At 68.7% G+C, this 14,400-nt stretch carries 16 protein-coding genes; 5 read left to right on the forward strand and 11 right to left on the reverse strand.

Features of this window, described 5'->3' with window-relative positions; all coding sequences use genetic code 11:
* Positions 1-23: 23 nt before the first annotated feature.
* On the reverse strand, positions 24-983 hold the full coding sequence (locus KO481_RS33000) for a metallophosphoesterase family protein (protein ID WP_215922409.1): 960 nt from the start codon (positions 981-983) through the stop codon (positions 24-26).
* Positions 984-1,286: 303 nt separating this feature from the next.
* On the opposite strand from KO481_RS33000, the gene KO481_RS33005 reads away from it, so the two are divergent.
* A complete protein-coding gene (locus KO481_RS33005) occupies positions 1,287-3,026 on the forward strand; it encodes a hypothetical protein (protein WP_215922410.1) in 1,740 nt (579 codons plus the stop codon).
* Between the two features lie 35 nt (positions 3,027-3,061).
* Positions 3,062-3,550, forward strand: coding sequence for a hypothetical protein (locus tag KO481_RS33010; protein ID WP_215922411.1), 489 nt, complete (start codon positions 3,062-3,064; stop codon positions 3,548-3,550).
* 32 nt (positions 3,551-3,582) lie between these two features.
* Here KO481_RS33010 and KO481_RS33015 read toward each other — a convergent pair whose 3' ends face one another.
* The 3 genes from KO481_RS33015 to KO481_RS33025 all read right to left on the reverse strand — a co-directional run bounded on the left by KO481_RS33015 (position 3,583) and on the right by KO481_RS33025 (position 5,666).
* Positions 3,583-3,882 (reverse strand): WXG100 family type VII secretion target, encoded by a 300-nt coding sequence (locus KO481_RS33015; protein ID WP_215922412.1) that lies wholly within the window; start codon positions 3,880-3,882, stop codon positions 3,583-3,585.
* Positions 3,879-4,202, reverse strand: coding sequence for a WXG100 family type VII secretion target (locus tag KO481_RS33020; protein ID WP_245401850.1), 324 nt, complete (start codon positions 4,200-4,202; stop codon positions 3,879-3,881). The genes KO481_RS33015 and KO481_RS33020 overlap by 4 nt, the downstream gene beginning before the upstream one ends.
* Before the next feature lie 72 nt (positions 4,203-4,274).
* The gene (locus KO481_RS33025; RefSeq protein ID WP_372452162.1) at positions 4,275-5,666 is read right to left on the reverse strand and encodes an MATE family efflux transporter; all 1,392 of its coding nucleotides are present in this window, start codon (positions 5,664-5,666) and stop codon (positions 4,275-4,277) included.
* A 69-nt stretch (positions 5,667-5,735) separates the two neighbouring features.
* Here KO481_RS33025 and KO481_RS33030 point away from each other — a divergent pair, with 69 nt between their 5' ends.
* Positions 5,736-5,927 (forward strand): prevent-host-death protein, encoded by a 192-nt coding sequence (locus KO481_RS33030; protein WP_215922413.1) that lies wholly within the window; start codon positions 5,736-5,738, stop codon positions 5,925-5,927.
* 75 nt (positions 5,928-6,002) lie between these two features.
* Here the strand turns inward: KO481_RS33030 and KO481_RS33035 are convergent, their stop codons facing one another.
* The 7 genes from KO481_RS33035 to rimP form a co-directional block, all read right to left on the reverse strand.
* Positions 6,003-7,010, reverse strand: a complete 1,008-nt coding sequence (locus tag KO481_RS33035) for a DHH family phosphoesterase (RefSeq protein ID WP_215922414.1) — start codon at positions 7,008-7,010, stop codon at positions 6,003-6,005.
* 28 nt (positions 7,011-7,038) lie between these two features.
* On the reverse strand, positions 7,039-7,482 hold the full coding sequence (gene rbfA, locus KO481_RS33040; protein WP_215922415.1) for a 30S ribosome-binding factor RbfA: 444 nt from the start codon (positions 7,480-7,482) through the stop codon (positions 7,039-7,041).
* A gap of 14 nt (positions 7,483-7,496) precedes the next feature.
* Positions 7,497-7,787, reverse strand: a complete 291-nt coding sequence (locus KO481_RS33045) for a DUF503 domain-containing protein (protein WP_215922416.1) — start codon at positions 7,785-7,787, stop codon at positions 7,497-7,499.
* 79 nt (positions 7,788-7,866) lie between these two features.
* The gene (gene infB / locus KO481_RS33050) at positions 7,867-10,890 is read right to left on the reverse strand and encodes a translation initiation factor IF-2 (protein ID WP_215922417.1); all 3,024 of its coding nucleotides are present in this window, start codon (positions 10,888-10,890) and stop codon (positions 7,867-7,869) included.
* A 111-nt stretch (positions 10,891-11,001) separates the two neighbouring features.
* On the reverse strand, positions 11,002-11,331 hold the full coding sequence (locus KO481_RS33055) for a YlxR family protein (protein ID WP_215922418.1): 330 nt from the start codon (positions 11,329-11,331) through the stop codon (positions 11,002-11,004).
* A gap of 54 nt (positions 11,332-11,385) precedes the next feature.
* Positions 11,386-12,414 (reverse strand): transcription termination factor NusA, encoded by a 1,029-nt coding sequence (gene nusA / locus KO481_RS33060; RefSeq protein WP_215922419.1) that lies wholly within the window; start codon positions 12,412-12,414, stop codon positions 11,386-11,388.
* The gene (gene rimP / locus KO481_RS33065; RefSeq protein WP_215922420.1) at positions 12,411-13,025 is read right to left on the reverse strand and encodes a ribosome maturation factor RimP; all 615 of its coding nucleotides are present in this window, start codon (positions 13,023-13,025) and stop codon (positions 12,411-12,413) included. The genes nusA and rimP overlap by 4 nt, the downstream gene beginning before the upstream one ends.
* A gap of 222 nt (positions 13,026-13,247) precedes the next feature.
* On the opposite strand from rimP, the gene KO481_RS33070 reads away from it, so the two are divergent.
* Positions 13,248-13,787, forward strand: coding sequence for a hypothetical protein (locus KO481_RS33070; RefSeq protein WP_308166860.1), 540 nt, complete (start codon positions 13,248-13,250; stop codon positions 13,785-13,787).
* The gene (locus KO481_RS33075) at positions 13,784-14,218 is read left to right on the forward strand and encodes a ferritin-like domain-containing protein (protein ID WP_215922421.1); all 435 of its coding nucleotides are present in this window, start codon (positions 13,784-13,786) and stop codon (positions 14,216-14,218) included. Before KO481_RS33070 ends, KO481_RS33075 begins: the two co-directional genes overlap by 4 nt.
* The last annotated feature ends 182 nt before the right edge of the window (positions 14,219-14,400 follow it).

Here is a 14,400-nt window from a genome sequence, read left to right on the forward strand (position 1 = left end):
AATTGCACCGGCTGGAAACGCACTCAGGCCAAGCCGCGGCGGCGGTCGGCCTGCTCGCGCATCTGCGCCGCGGCGGCCTCCATCTCGGGCGTGACCTTGAAGTGGCCACCCCAGGCGTTGAGGTCGCCGGGGGCGTACTCCGGATCGGGCAGGATCTGGCGCAGCAGCTTGTCGGGCAGGCCGCGGCGGCGCCACTCGCGCGGGTAGCCCAGCGACACCTCCTCGTGGCGCACGCCCTCGTGGAAGGTGGTGCGCGGGATGTGCAGGTGGCCGTAGACCGAGCAGACCGCGTTGTAGCGGATGTGCCAATCCTCGGTGAGGTCGGTGCCACACCACAGCGCGAACTCCGGATACCACAGCATGCGCGTGGGTTCGCGCAGCAGCGGCCAGTGGTTGATCAGCACCACGGGGGTGCCGGGGGCCAGGGCGTCGAGGCGGCGCTCGGTGTACTGCACGCGGGCGTGGCACCAGGCGTCGCGGGACAGATACGGCTCGGACGAGAGCAGGAACTCGTCGGTGGCGACCACGTTGCGGTCGCGGGCCAGGCTCAGTGCCTCGGCCTTGGTGGTGGTCCCGTCGGGCCTCCACGAGTAGTCGTAGAGCACGAACATCGGGGCCAGCGTCACCGCGCCGCCGTGCGCCTCGGCGCCGGCGCCCTCCCACACCGGATACGGATCCTCGGGGGTCAGCACGTCCAGATCCCGGCACATCGACACCAGATAGTCGTAGCGGGCCGCGCCGTGCATCTGCACGGAATCCTTTGGGGTGGTCCACAATTCGTGATTCCCGGGCACCCAGATCAGCTTCGCGAACCGCTCCCGCAGCGTCCGCAGCGCCCACCGGATCTCCTCGGTCTTCTCCCCGACGTCACCGGCCAGGATCAGCCAATCCTCCGGCGAATCGGCGTGGATCGCCTCGACCACGGGCTTGTTGCCCTGATGACCGACGTGCACATCGCTCACCGCCATCAACTTCGGAACCACCCGCCACAACCTCTCTGCTCGCCTGCGCGCGCCTCACGGCAACCGAGGCAACAACCTCCACATTCCCATGCCCCGCCGCCGCCCTGCCATCCAGCCCGCTGCCCTGAGGTCGGGTCGATCCCCGCCCGCCGTCCGGGTGCGTTCGCGACCTCCGCATTGTGCCGAACCGACCGGAGGCCCGTAGGGCCGACAGACGTGCACTGGCGCAGGCTTCAGCAGTACCAGCTCCGCTACAATTGGACGGCCGATGGGTGAAAAGGGGGAGATACCATGGTGATCGGTTCCATCCACGGTGAAATATAGATGGCCCCAACTGTATTGACTGTCGACCCCGACGTCTACTACCGGGCCGCCCGCCAGCTCATCGCGCTGAGCACCGACATCCATACCGCCGTCGGCCGCGACCTGGTTTCCCAGCTCGCCGCCACCGCAGGCATGAGCGGAAACTATCCGGCGGTGGCGACATGGAACGGTGCCTACCGCCAGCACGCGGACGATGTCCGCGACGCGTCGGTGGACTATGCCGCCGCCCTGCAACACTTCGCCGACATCCTCAACATCGCCGGCTACAACTGGCAGGACGCCGAATACAACGCAAACGTCAGCGCCGACAAGGGATCACCACCACAGCGCCCCACACCCACCGCACCGAATTCGCTGAACTTCCCCGACATCCCGGACCCGAACGGCGACAACGGCCCCGGCCTGGTAATCACATCCCATAACTCCAGTCCGAGCCCGTGGACGGGAGCCCCGAACGGTCGCGCCGACGCCCTCCAGGCCGCCTCCACCACCTGGAACACCTTCGCCAACAGCGCTGAGCTGTCGAACGCACCCCATACACTCACTGCGGTGCGAGATTCCTTCAACGGTATCCAGGCCACCGAGATTCCCGACATACAAGAGGCCCTGGAGGCGCTCCGCAGCGGCGCGATACAGATTGCCGACGTCGCGGAGAGTCTCGGTACCCAGCTTCGCAACCATCGCGACGACCTCATCGACGCCCGCACACAACTGTGCGCATCCGCCGCGGCTGCGTTCCCCGGCCATCCCGGCGTCCAGGTGGCCGCGACGAGCGATAACTCCTCGGTCCACGTTTCCGTGGCCGCGGACCTCGATGCGGTCGACATCGACAACGCCGAGTCGATCTTCACCGCCGATGAAGAATGCACCGGGCTGTTCAGCGCCCTCAACGCCGCGGGCGATGTCCGTCACGCCTTGGTCGACCCGAGCGCCCTGAGCGTTCTGCCGAAGCTGAAGGCGCTCACGCAGTTACCGCTGCTCGTCGCGGACGGAAGCCCGATCCGGAATGCCAAACTGGTCGGAGAATTGGACAACATCACCACGTGGGAGACCCCCGCCCCCACCTTGACCGCCGAGAACCTCAGCGCGCTGGACAAGTACGGCCCGCAGATGAAGAAATGGGCGATGCTCTCGGTGAAGTACGGCAACGAGGCCGGAGTCGATCCGCGCATGGTCCTGGCCATGGCACTGCAGGAGGGCGCGCCGCTGCGCACCGGCTACGACAGGGGCGAGGGCAAAAATCTCTATACAGCCCTGCAGAATCCGTCGACCTACCATCCAGACCCAGACGGGGCCGGCAAAGGAGCGCTATGGGACGAGGCGCGCTTGCGTGCGTCCGAAGTCGGCATCAGTAAGAACGGCGCGGGGAACTCCATCGGGCTGACAAATATGAAGGAACGACAGTTCAACGAGGTTAAGAATAAATACCCGGACCAATTCCAGGGGAAGCAGTGGTCCGATCTGGTCGGGAACGATGATCTCGCTCTCAAGGCATCGGCATACAATCTGAAAATGCTCACCACCGACGCGGCAAACCAGGCCTTGCCGAGGGTTCAGGCCGGTCAACCTTTGGATCAGTTCCTCGGATCCGGCTACAACGCCTGGGGGATCGTTGAAAACTCTAAGCACGTTGCCGACGGCGGTTCGTTTAAGCCGAACGAGATAGAGCATGGTCGGAGCACCGTAAGTGTCGCCGCACTGGCCGACCAAATCCTTTGCGGGAGCGGGGCTTACCGGTGAAAATCCGATACAGGCACACGAACATATGGTATCGGTTGGCCCGCGTCGTCCTCGCCGTGGTGATTATTCCCAGTATCCTGATCTTCGGCTATCATCGCTTCGAAGCCTGGCGCAACCCCCCCAGCCAAACCTGGCACCTGGCCAATTCCATCACCGTTAAAGGGTTCAACCGATTGACTGTTATCGATGACCCGGTCGATGCCCCCATGGCCGAAGCGTATTTCATCGGTCCTCCACCGAAACCGGATCCTCTGGCGGTCGTTACGGTGCCGACTATTCAGCTGGCTACTTCGCCGAGGCCCGATCTCGGACGACCGCACGATACGCGCAGCGTTGTTACCGCAGGAGGGTTTCGCCCGGACGGTTGTGGAGCAATTGTGAGCTACGATTCGGATCCACGCCCCACAGTTGGCCTCATGGAAGACGAACACCACATTTCGATTCTCACCAAACAGCAAATCACCGACGTACTCAACGGCACCAAGGTGTTTATAGAAGTAGTCGTCAGCGACTGCGGATGGTGATCGAGACCGAACCTCACACCGCCGAGCCGGCCTCAACCCCCGCGCATCATCGAGCCGTTGACGTTCTGCGCGGTGCTGTAGTGTCCATGAGCCCGGCGGAGCCCCTCGCGCATGGCGGCAACGCCCTCGGCGAACTCCCTTGCGCCGACCGCCCATTCACGATGCGCCGTCTCGTGCGCAGTGGCGGCCGCACCCGACCAGGAGCCTTCATGCACCGCAGCTGCTCGCCGGTCGAGATCGTCCAGGCGGTCGGTGAGGAATGTGGCCAGATTCGCAAGGTGGGTAACCAGGCTGTCGAGTTGATCGAGGTCGACGCTGAATGGTTCGGTCATGGTAGATCCAGACTCGAGAGGTGGTCGGCGAACTGGTCGTCCTGGCGGGTGTAGGCCTGCGCGGTGAAGCCGAGCGTGGACGCCATCGTCGTCAACGCGTCGATGATCTTATCCCCGCCATCCTGACACTCGCTCCAGCCGCTCAAGAAACCGGCCGATGCCGTTCCCGTCCAACCCTTTTCGGTTACGGTCTGGACCTGACGACCGGCCTCGGCCAACGCCGAGCGCAGCTCGCCAGCCAACTCGTGGGCGTACTTGCCCAGCGCCACAACATCATCCGGCACAACCGTTAGTTCCGGATCGCCCCCCACGCCACTCATGCGCGGAGGCTACCACGAGAAGCGTATGGGTGCGACCAAGCCAGATCAATCCTCTCGTCCCCTGCCCCGAACCTACGGCTCGGATGGGGGGTTTCGCACTGGCAGCTCCGCCCCCACCCGCGCCCAGCGCCCGGACAGCGCGCGCCAGCCGACCGCGAACAGACGAGCGACGATGAAGGTGCTCAACCCGGCCCAGATTCCGGCGACCCCCCAGTGGCAGACCAGCGACAGCCAGATCACCGGCAGGAAGCCGAGCAGGCCGGCGGCCATCGTGGTGGTGCGCAGGTAGGCGGCATCACCCGCGCCCAGGAGCACCCCGTCCAGGGCGAAGACCACACCGCCGATGGGGACGAGGGGGACGAAGAACCACCAGATGACGTGGACGCGCTCGAGCACGTGCGGGTCGCCGGTGAACAGCTGCGGGATCAGCGTGCCGCCCGCGGCAAAGATCACCGCCAAGATCAGGGCGAACACGGTCGACCAGACCGTGACCCGCCGCGCCAGCCGCCGCGCTCCGGCGGCATCGCCCGCACCCAGGGTCGCGCCCACCAGCGTCTGCGCGGCGATCGCGAGCGAATCCAGGGTGAGCCCGAGGAAGTTCCACAGCTGCAGCACCAGCTGGTGCGCCGCCACCGAGGCCGCGCCGAACCGGGCTGCGACGGCGCCCGCGGAGACGAAGCAGGCCTGAAAGGCGAAGCTGCGCATGATCAGATCGCGGCCCAGCCGGAGCTGATCCCGCATGATCGGGGGGTGGGGAGCTAATGGAACCCGTTGGCGCACAAGAGCACTCACGAACAGCAACCCAGCCACCAACTGCCCCGTCAGATTCGCGACCGCCGATCCGGCCAGCCCGAGCCGCGGCGCTCCCAGCAGCCCGTGCACCAGAACCAGGCACAACACCCCCGACACCGCGAAGCCGCCGATCACGTAGGCCAGCGGCCGCCGCGTCTGCTGTACGCCGCGCATCCACCCGTTGCCCGCATTGGCCAGCAGGATCAGCGGAACGCCGAACGCCGCGATCCGCACCCACCGCAGCGCCTGGTCCGCGATGTCCGCCCCGCCCGCGATCGCGTGGGTGATCGGCCCCGCGAAGACCTGCAACACCACGACGATCGCCAGCCCCACCCCGACCGCCAGCCAGCTGGCCTGCACGCCCTCCCCCACCGCTCCGGGCGTATCGCCCGCCCCGTGCCGCCGCGCGGCCCGAGCCGTGGTGCCATAACTCAAAAATGTCAGCTGCGTGCTCACCAGCCCCAGAATCAGCCCGCCCACGGCGAGCCCGGCCAGCGCCAGCGCCCCCAGCCGCCCCACCACGGCCATATCGAACAGCAGGTAGACCGGCTCCGCGACCAGCACCCCCAACGTCGGAATCGCGATCCGCAGAATCCGCCCCGGCCCCGCATCCACCGGATTGCCGACGACCTCACCGGCGTCCAACTCCATCGCAGCCCCATCACCAGCCATGGCGCCCAGCATACGAACCCCCACCGACACCTTCGCGCGGCGTCGCGGCACGACCAGGCATCCTGAATCATGGGCAGCGATATGACGGTCACCCACGACGGCGAGGGCAGCGAGCTGGTCCCCCGACGCAGGCGGCGTTTCGTACATCGTGAGGACTTTGCGGCAATGTCGGACAACGCTCCGACCGTCAACCTCGAAGCATTCCGGGCAGACCAGGACGTGGCGATCGACAATGCCTCGACCAGTCCCTGGGATCGCTGATCCCTCGAGTCCCGATGACATGTCCGCGGAACCGCGACAACGGAATTCGGCTCAGCCGATCAACGCGGCGCGCATTCAGGCCGGTTCGAGCGCGGTGATCAACGCGGCGAGCAACTCTTCCGGGACGCCCGCGGCGGTGTAGCCCGCGGCGTAGCGGTGGCCGCCGCCGCCCAGCCGGGCGGCGACCTCTGCGACGTCGACGCCGTCGGCCGTACCGATGGCGCTGTCGCGGGAGCGGAGCGAGACGGTCCAGTGCTCGGGCATCGCGCGGGATTCCTTGAAGACCACGGCGATCGCGGCCTCGGCGGTGGTGCGGATGACGTCGATGACGCTCTCGACCTCCTCCGAGCGCACCTCGCCGATGTCCTCGCGCCGGACGAATACCGAGACCAGGCCGGCACCGCCGGCCGCGGCCGGGTCGATCCGCGCGGTGTCCAGGACGCGGGAGAGCATGCGGAGCCAGCCGAACGGGTGGGTGTCCATCAGGGTGCGGGTGATGCCCGCACCGTCGATGCCGGTCGCCAGCAATCGTTCAGCAAGCCGATGGGTTCCCGGGCCGGCCCACTTGAACGACCCGGTATCGGTGACCAGGCCCGCGAACAGGCAGTGGGCGATGTCCCGGTCGATCGGCACGCCCCACGCGTCGAATATCCGCGCCAGCAGCGCCGTGGTGGACTCCGCGGTCGGATCCACGACGTTCACGGTGCCGAAGCAGGTGTTGGAGCGGTGATGGTCGAGCACCAGAGTCGTTGCCGCACCGGCGATCCGGTCGGCCAGCGCGCCCAGACGACCGGCACTGCCGCAGTCGACCGCGACCAGCAGGTCCACCCGCTCGGGCACCCGGTCCGGCGGCACCAGATGTTCGGCGCCCGGCAGCGAGCGCATCGAGACCGGGAGTTCGGCGGGCGCCGCGAACGACACCCGCACCGGGACCCTGCGCCGGTGCAGCACCTGCGCCAACGCCAGCCCGCTGCCGACGGTGTCGGCATCGGGCTGCACATGACACAGCACCGTGACCGACTCCGCGGCGTCGAGAACCTGCACTGCCGCGGCCAGATCGGCGGCCGGTGTTACTGCTGTCATGAAACGCACCCACAGACCGCGAGGGCGGTCAGTCTTCCTGCTCCGGCTCGATCTTGTAGGGGTCGGCGTCGCCGGCGTGCGTGGCGGTGGCCGCGACCTGCGCGACCCGCTCGTCGACCGCGCGGGCCCGGGCCAGCAATTCCTCCATCTCCCGCGCCGCATCGGGCACGGTGTCCAGGACGAATGCCAGCGTCGGCGTGAATTTGATGCCGGTCGCGGCGCCGACCTTGGAGCGCAGCACGCCCTTGGCCTTCTCCAGGCCCGCGGCGGCGGCCGCGTAATCGGGCTCGGTCTGCAGGTTTTCCCCGAGCACTGTGTAGTAGACGGTCGCTTCGCGCAGATCACCGGTCACCTTCGCATCGGTGACGGTGACGAAACTCAGCCGCGGATCCTTGATTTCGTATTCGATCGCGGTGCCGACGATCGTGACGATCCGCTTCGCGAGTCGGCGTGCCCTGGCCTGATCCACCATGGCTTCCTCCTGGATTAGTCTTCGGGTCCGAAGATCCTGCGGCGTACTGCCAGCAACTCTAACTCCGGACGGGCCGCGACGTGGCGTTCGCATTTGTCCAGCACCTCGGTGAGATGTCCCATCTCGGAGCTGACCATGGCGACGCCCAGTAGTGTGCGGCGATGTTTGTCCTGTTCTCCGCCCTCGGCCGCGCAGACGCCGAAGCGCTGTAGCTCGGCCACTACCGGACGGATCACCGAGCGCTTCTGCTTCAGCGAATGCACTTCGCCGAGCAGGATGTCGAACTCCAGCGCTCCGACGAACAAGGGCTCACCTCTTTGTGTTTCGTGGTTCGGCCACTGCGCGCCGGGCGAAAACCTCTCGCCCGGCGCACAGTTCGACACCTTAGTCCCGCGGCTTCTCCCGAAGCTCGTAGGCCTCGATGACGTCGCCTTCCTTGATGTCGTTGTAGCCCAAGGTGATACCACATTCGAAGCCCTCGCGAGCCTCGGTGACATCTTCCTTCTCCCGGCGCAGCGACTGCAGCGTGGTCTCGGCGACCACCATGTTGTCGCGGAGCAGGCGCACCTTGGCGTTGCGCTTGACCGACCCGGAGGTGACCATGCAACCGGCGATGTTGCCGAACTTCGAGGACCGGAAGATCGCGCGGATCTCGGCGCGACCCAGCTCGACCTCTTCGTAGATCGGCTTGAGCATGCCCTTGAGGGCCTTCTCGATCTCGTCGATGGCCTGGTAGATCACCGAGTAGTACCGGATGTCCACGCCCTCGCGGTTGGCCAGCTCGGTCGCCTTGCCCTCGGCGCGCACATTGAACCCGATGATGATCGCGTTCGAGGCCGAGGCCAGGTTGACGTTGGTCTCCGTGACGCCACCGACACCGCGGTCGATGACGCGCAGGCGCACCTCGTCGCCGATGTCGATGCCCAGCAGGGCCTCCTCGAGCGCCTCGACGGTACCCGAGTTGTCGCCCTTGAGGATCAGGTTCAGCTCCGAGGTCTCCTTCAGAGCGGCATCCAGATCTTCCAGGCTGATCCGCTTGCGGCTGCGAGCGGCCAGCGCGTTGCGCTTGCGCGCATTGCGCCGGTCGGCGATCTGGCGGGCGATCCGGTCCTCGTCGACGACCAGGAGGTTGTCACCCGCGCCCGGCACCGACGTGAAGCCGATGACCTGGACCGGCCGCGACGGCAGTGCCGCCACGACGTCCTCGCCGTGCTCGTCGACCATGCGCCGGACGCGACCGTAGGCGTCGCCGGCCACGACCGAGTCGCCGACCCGCAGCGTGCCGCGCTGGATGAGCACGGTCGCCACCGGGCCACGGCCGCGGTCCAGGTGCGCCTCGATGGCCACACCCTGGGCGTCCATGTCCGGGTTCGCCCGCAGGTCCAGGGACGCGTCCGCGGTCAGCAGCACCGCCTCGAGCAGCGCCTCGATGTTGGTGCCCTGCTTGGCGGAGATGTCGACGAACATGGTGTCGCCACCGTATTCCTCGGCCACCAGCCCGTACTCGGTCAGCTGCTGCCGGATCTTGTCCGGGTTGGCGCCTTCCTTGTCGATCTTGTTGACCGCCACCACGATCGGCACGTCGGCCGCCTGGGCGTGGTTGACCGCCTCCACCGTCTGCGGCATGACGCCGTCGTCGGCCGCGACCACGAGGATCGCGATGTCGGTGGCCTTCGCGCCGCGGGCACGCATGGCGGTGAACGCCTCGTGACCCGGGGTGTCGATGAAGGTGATCAGCCGGTCTTCGTCGTTGAGGTGCGTCAGCACCTGGTAGGCGCCGATGTGCTGGGTGATGCCGCCGGCCTCGCCCTCGCGGACGTTGGCCTTGCGGATGGTGTCCAGCAGTCGGGTCTTACCGTGGTCGACGTGACCCATGACGGTCACGACCGGCGGACGGATCTCGAGGTCCTCTTCGCCGCCCTCGTCCTCGCCGTAGGTGAGGTCGAAGCTCTCCAGCAGCTCGCGGTCCTCGTCCTCCGGGGAGACCACGTGCACGACGTAGTTCATCTCCGAGCCGAGCAGCTCGAGGGTCTCGTCGTTCACCGACTGGGTCGCGGTGACCATCTCGCCGAGGTTGAACAGCGCCTGCACCAGCGAGGCCGGGTTGGCGTTGATCTTCTCGGCGAAGTCGGACAGCGACGCGCCGCGGGCGAGACGGATGATCTCGCCGTTGCCGCGCGGCAGCCGCACGCCGCCGACGGCGGGCGCCTGCATCGAGTCGTACTCTTGCCGCTTCTGCCGCTTGGACTTGCGACCACGACGCGGGGCGCCGCCTGGACGACCGAACGCGCCGGCCGCGCCGCCGCGACCGCCCGGGCCACCGGGACGACCGCCACCGCCACCGCCACCGGGACGACCGCGGAAACCACCGGCCGCGGGAGCGCCCGCACCGGCACCGGGCGCACCGGTACCGCCACCGCCACCGCCGCGGTAGCCGCCACCGCCGCCACCACCACCGGGACGCGGACCACCCTGGCCGCCACCGGGACGACCCGGACGACCGGCGCCCGCCGGACCCGGACGCGCCGCACGCTGCGGCATCGCACCCGGGTTGGGCCGGGGCGGCATCGAGCCGGGGCTGGGCCGCGGACCACCGGGACGCGGGCCACCGCCCTGCGCCGCGGCCGGACGCTGACCGCCCTGACCGCCGGGACCACCCTGCCGCTGGCCGGGACCCGGACGGGGACCGCCCTGGGCCGGACCCGGACGCGGGCCACCGGGGCCCGGGGCCGGACGCGGCGCGGGACGCTCCGGCGCCGAAGAGAAGGGATTATTGCCGACCCGAGGCGTCTTCGGCCCGGGCTTGGGGCCACCCGGACGCGGGCCGCCGCCCTGCGCGGGGGCCGGACGCTGCTGCTGACCGGGACGCGGACCACCGGGGGTCGGGCGCGGACCGGCCGACGGCGCGGCGCCCTGCTGCGCGGCGGGCGCCTGGGGCTGCGCCGCGGGGGCCTGGCTCTGCGCGGGTGCGCTGTGCTGCGCCGCGGGCCGGGCCTGCTCCTGCGGAGCGGGCTTGGCGGCGGGACCGGGCTTGACCGCCGGGCCGGGACGCGCGGACGACGGCGCGGGCGCCGGAGCCTTCGCGGCCGGGGCGACCGAGGGGGACGGCGCGGGAGCCGGAGCCGGCGCGGGGGTGCGCGGTCCCGGACGGGGACCCGGCGTCGCACCGGAGGTGGGCTTGGGCGCCGGACGTCCGGACGGACCGGCGCTGGGCTTCCCAGCCGATTTCGCGGTGCCGTTGGCGGGTTTGGCGCCCAACGATTCCCGCAGGCGACGCGCGACGGGGGCCTCCACCGTCGAGCTCGCCGACTTTACGAACTCGCCCTGCTCCTTGAGCGTTGCGAGTAGTTCTTTGCTCGTGACACCGAGTTCTTTGGCCAACTCGTGCACGCGGGCCTTGCCTGCCACTGCTCTCCTCACTGAGAGGTCGAGCGCGGCAGCCCGTCTTCAAGGACGGGTGGCCCGCACGACCTCGGGTTATCTCCGATGGACGTTCATCGCTGGTACTTCACGGTGTGCTCATGAGTGCTCGTGCCTGTTCTCGACGTAGTGCTCCAGGGCTGAGATATCCAGTTTTCCGGACACTCGTAGTGCTCTGCCGACGGTTCGGCGCCGTTCTGCCGTGCTCAGACAAGCCGAAGCGGGGTGCAACCAGGCACCCCTTCCGGGAAGTCTGCGCCGCGGATCGGGAACGATCGCAACGCTGTCCAGGCTGGACGACTGCGCCACGATCCGCAACAGATCGGCGGCCAGCTCGCGTTTCCGACATCCGATGCATGTCCGGACGGGTCCGGGCCGCAGTGATCTCGAAGACTCGCGCTGAGCCTGCGTCCACTCTACCGCTGCCATGTCCCGATCTCCGCATCCAGCCCCGTTGTTGATCACAAACCCGTCGGTTCGCGGTCATCCGCGGTGTGCCTCCGAGCGCACCGAACCGCTGTTGTCCGGGGCCGCGTCGCTGCGGATATCGATGCGCCAGCCGGTCAGGCGGGCGGCCAGGCGGGCGTTCTGCCCCTCCTTGCCGATCGCCAGCGAGAGCTGGAAGTCCGGCACCACCACCCGCGCCGCACGCGCATCGGCGTCGACGACTGTGACAGAGACAACCTTCGACGGGGACAGCGCATTCCCGACGAACGTGGCCGGGTCCTCGGCGTAATCGATGATGTCGATCTTCTCCCCGGCCAGCTCGCTCATCACGTTGCGCACCCGCTGGCCCATGGGGCCGATGCACGCGCCCTTGGCATTCACGCCCGGCACCGTGCTGCGCACGGCGATCTTGGAGCGATGCCCGGCCTCGCGAGCCACCGCCACGATCTCCACCGAGCCGTCGCTGATCTCGGGCACCTCCAGCGCGAACAGCCGCCGCACCAGGTTCGGGTGGGTGCGCGAGAGGGTGATCTGCGGGCCGCGCGGCCCGCGGGAGACGCCCACGACGTAGCACTTGATGCGATCGCCGTGCTCGTAGGTCTCGCCGGGAACCTGCTCGGCCGGGGGAATCAGGCCCTCCGCGCCGGTCGCCTCGCTGCCGATGCGCACCACCACTGTGCCGCGGGCATTCATCCGGGCATCGCGCTGGACCACGCCGCCGACGATTTCGCCCTCATGGGTGGAGAACTCGCCGAACGACTTCTCGTTCTCCGCATCCCGCAGCCGCTGCAGCACGACCTGGCGCGCGGTGGTCGCCGCGATGCGCCCGAAACCCTCGGGGGTGTCGTCCCACTCGGAGACGGTGTTGCCGTCGGCGTCGACCTCGCGGGCCATCACCCGCACGACGCCCGTCTTCTGGTTGATGTCGATACGGGCGTTGGGCTCATGCCCCTCGGTGTGCCGGTAGGCGGTCAGCAGCGCCGACTCGATCGCGGAGATCACCGTCTCCATCGCGATGCCCTTATCGGCGACAATCGCCCGCAGGGCTTCGATTTCGATGTTCATGCCACGGTCCCTTCGGTCGAAGCTGCTGTTGTGTTGTCCCCCTGCATGTCCTGCACCGGCGCACCGGGCGCCGGGCGGCCGGGCGCGACGCCCCCGGCCAAGTCCATCTCCGCCTCGCCGGGCGCGGAGAATTCCACCTGGACCACGGCGCGTTCGATATCGGCGAGCGGCACGCGCACCCGGTGCGGTTTTTGTCTACCGCCGAGAACCAGCGCCACCTCGGTATCGGTGGCCTCGCCGACGCGGGCGTCGAACTTCGGCACGCCCTCGGGAGCCTCGGCGCCGGCACGCATCGTGATGCGCACCTTGCGTCCCCGCGCCCGGCGCCAGTGCCGCGGCAGGGTGAGCGGCCGTTCGATGCCGGGGGTGGTGACCTCCAGTAAGTAGGGGGTCTCCCCGAAATCGCCCGCGTCGTCCAGGATTTCGGAGATAATTCCACTCAGGTCCGCGACCGCGTCCAGATCGGCGGCGGCCTCGCTGTCCACGGTGATCACCACGCGCGCCTGATCCCGGCCCGCGGCCGACACGGCCACGCCATCGAGGTCGAATCCTCGGCCCTCGACGAGCGCAGCAACGAGCTGGCTCACCCTTTCCTCGGTCGGCATCGGCATGTGGGGCGGCTCCTGGTTCAGTTGTGGCGCGGTGGAGTTGTCGGTATAGGTCCTGGTGGGGCATGGTCGGCGCGCATCGTCGTCGGAATACTCCGCCGGAGGTCTAGCGTAACGCGCTGCAAGAGTGTAGAGGACCAGCCAACGATCTCCAGTTTCCCGGTGGTCACACCCACCGGCGCGCCCGCCGTCCGAGCCTCCGACATTGCCTGGCACGATGGACGCGTGCCGACCCGTCGAACCATGCCCGCCAGCTCCTCGGACGCGCCGCCCATGGGCCGCACGCTAGACAGACGGGCGCTGCTGCGGGTCGCGGGCGGCGGCGCGTTCGCGGTCGCGTCCCTGAGCGCCGCCGCCTGTACCAAGAAACCCCCGCCGCAGCCGGACACGCTACTGCCGCACGAGATTTCGGCGCGCACCGACGCGGTGTGGGCACGGGCCGCGGCCGCCGCAGCGCCGGACCGGGCGGCCGCGCTCACGGTGATCGCCACCCAGCGCACCGCGCACGCCGATGCGCTGCGGGCCGAGATCAACCGGGCCATCGGGGTTTACGGCGACGGCACGCTTCCCAAGTCGCCCACCCCGGTCGTCACGCCGCCGGCCGCACCGGCGCCGCCCCCGACCGTGTCCGCGGTGCGCGATCGGCTCTCGGCCGCACGCAAGTCGGCCGCCGATGCGTCGGATGCGAATACCGCCTACCGCGCCGGGCTGCTGGCCTCGATCAGCGCCTGCTGCGCCAGCCACGTGGAGGTACTGCTGAAATGAGTACGACCGATCAGCAGGCGTTGACCGACGCCCTGAATGCCGAATACGCGGCGGTGTACGCCTACGGCGTGATCTCTGCCTACGCGGCCGCAGATCGCAACAAGATCATCATTGAATTCACGACCGCGCACCGCGTCCGGCGCGATGCCACCATCGACGCTCTGCGGGCCGCCGGAGGGGCGGTACCGGGCCCCGCGCCCGCCTATCCGCCGCCGTCCCCGGTGAACGATCCGATCCCGGCGGCGAAATTCGCCGTCACCGTGGAAACCGACACCGCCATCGCCTGGCGCTCGGTGGTCGAGCGCGCCGACTCCCCCGACGTGCGCCGCGCGGGCATCGAGGCGCTGTCCGAATGCGCTGTGCGCCTTGCCACCTGGCAGCAGATCCTTGGCACCAACCCGGCGACGGTGGCTTTTCCGGGCCGAGCCTGACGGCAGGCCGACGCGGATCCACCGTGTGGACGGGAGGGTCTGTGCCCCGACGCAGGGCCCACGGCATCGCGACACAAGCCCGCACAGCGACGAGCGGAACCGGCCAACTCCCGATCAGCTGAAGCCCCCAGCAACAACCCGGGCACACCCGCATCGAACGATGCTCAGGCGTGCCCGGAGCT

This window comes from Nocardia albiluteola, assembly GCF_018860155.1.
GTDB classification, from domain to species: domain Bacteria; phylum Actinomycetota; class Actinomycetes; order Mycobacteriales; family Mycobacteriaceae; genus Nocardia; species Nocardia albiluteola.

Bases quoted from the DNA above. Each gene is read 5' to 3' on its own strand.
- KO481_RS33005 (WP_215922410.1), top strand. From the start codon at position 1,287: ATGGCCCCAACTGTATTGACTGTCGACCCCGACGTCTACTACCGGGCC.
- KO481_RS33015 (WP_215922412.1), bottom strand. From the start codon at position 3,882: ATGACCGAACCATTCAGCGTCGACCTCGATCAACTCGACAGCCTGGTT.
- KO481_RS33020 (WP_245401850.1), bottom strand. From the start codon at position 4,202: ATGAGTGGCGTGGGGGGCGATCCGGAACTAACGGTTGTGCCGGATGAT.
- KO481_RS33025 (WP_372452162.1), bottom strand. From the start codon at position 5,666: ATGGCTGGTGATGGGGCTGCGATGGAGTTGGACGCCGGTGAGGTCGTC.
- KO481_RS33030 (WP_215922413.1), top strand. From the start codon at position 5,736: ATGGGCAGCGATATGACGGTCACCCACGACGGCGAGGGCAGCGAGCTG.
- KO481_RS33035 (WP_215922414.1), bottom strand. From the start codon at position 7,010: ATGACAGCAGTAACACCGGCCGCCGATCTGGCCGCGGCAGTGCAGGTT.
- rbfA (WP_215922415.1), bottom strand. From the start codon at position 7,482: ATGGTGGATCAGGCCAGGGCACGCCGACTCGCGAAGCGGATCGTCACG.
- KO481_RS33055 (WP_215922418.1), bottom strand. From the start codon at position 11,331: ATGGCAGCGGTAGAGTGGACGCAGGCTCAGCGCGAGTCTTCGAGATCA.
- nusA (WP_215922419.1), bottom strand. From the start codon at position 12,414: ATGAACATCGAAATCGAAGCCCTGCGGGCGATTGTCGCCGATAAGGGC.
- rimP (WP_215922420.1), bottom strand. From the start codon at position 13,025: ATGCCGATGCCGACCGAGGAAAGGGTGAGCCAGCTCGTTGCTGCGCTC.
- KO481_RS33075 (WP_215922421.1), top strand. From the start codon at position 13,784: ATGAGTACGACCGATCAGCAGGCGTTGACCGACGCCCTGAATGCCGAA.